The sequence below is a fragment of the Symbiopectobacterium sp. genome (genome assembly GCF_051710365.1).
GTDB lineage: Bacteria > Pseudomonadota > Gammaproteobacteria > Enterobacterales > Enterobacteriaceae > Symbiopectobacterium.
Genome location: NZ_JBPETA010000372.1, coordinates 1 through 1167, shown reverse-complemented (window position 1 = coordinate 1167; position 1167 = coordinate 1). Strand labels below are relative to the sequence as shown.

1 protein-coding gene is annotated in these 1167 nt (G+C 51.2%); it reads left to right on the top strand.

Features of this window, described 5'->3' with window-relative positions; all coding sequences use genetic code 11:
• Nucleotides 1-180: 180 nt before the first annotated feature.
• On the top strand, nt 181-1167 hold a 987-nt coding region (locus tag ACTBDZ_RS18005), incomplete at its 3' end, for a potassium transporter TrkG (protein ID WP_438816294.1).

Sequence of the window (1167 nt, the reverse complement as noted above, 5' to 3'; positions counted from 1 at the left end):
CACGCCAATGGCAACATTACTTGATGGTAAACGGGTCTGGGCAGAAAAAAAATCTGAACCAGATTTAATCTGACAGACACCTGTATAAATAACCGGTAACTGTCAGATCAGGTCTGAGCTAGTACACATTATATGATAATAATTCAGCGCTGTTTGATGACTCGTTAAGGATGTTTCGCCATGCACCTGCGCGCCATTACCCGCATTGTAGGGTTACTGGTTATTCTTTTTTCCGGGACCATGTTTATCCCTGGCCTGGTTGCTCTGATTTATCGTGACGGCGCAGGACGGGCATTTACGCAAACCTTTCTGGTTGCCCTGTTTATCGGCAGCGCACTCTGGTTTCCCAATCGTAAACACAAGCATGAGTTGGCCTCGCGAGAAGGCTTCTTGATCGTGGTGCTGTTTTGGACCGTGCTGGGTAGCGTAGGGGCATTGCCCTTTATCTTCTCTGAACATCCAAACCTCAGCGTCACCGATGCCTTTTTCGAATCGTTCTCCGGCTTAACCACCACGGGCGCGACCACGCTGGTCGGGTTGGATTCTTTGCCAAAAGCCATTCTGTTTTATCGGCAGATGTTGCAGTGGTTCGGCGGGATGGGGATCATCGTATTAGCGGTGGCGATTCTGCCTATCCTCGGCGTTGGGGGCATGCAGCTCTACCGTGCTGAGATGCCTGGGCCGTTGAAAGATAATAAAATGCGGCCTCGCATCGCGGAAACCGCGAAAACATTATGGATGATCTATGTGCTGCTTACCGTGGCCTGTGCGGTAGCGCTGTGGTTGGCGGGGATGTCACTGTTTGATGCTATCGGACACAGCTTTTCCACTATTGCCATCGGTGGCTTTTCAACCCATGACGCTAGCATCGGCTATTTCAACAGCCCTACCATCAATACCATCATCGCGGTGTTTCTGCTGATTTCCGGCTGTAATTACAGTTTGCACTTTGCCATGCTGAGCGGCAGAAGTCTCAAAGTGTACGGTCGCGATCCGGAATTTCGCATGTTCATCTTTGTTCAGATGTCGCTGGTGGCGGTGTGCACGCTGGTGCTGTGGTTCCATAATGTTTACGACAGCGGTATCCAGACGCTGAATCAGGCGTTTTTCCAGGTGGTGTCCATGGCGACCACCGCAGGGTTTACCACCAGTAGTTTTGCCGCCTGG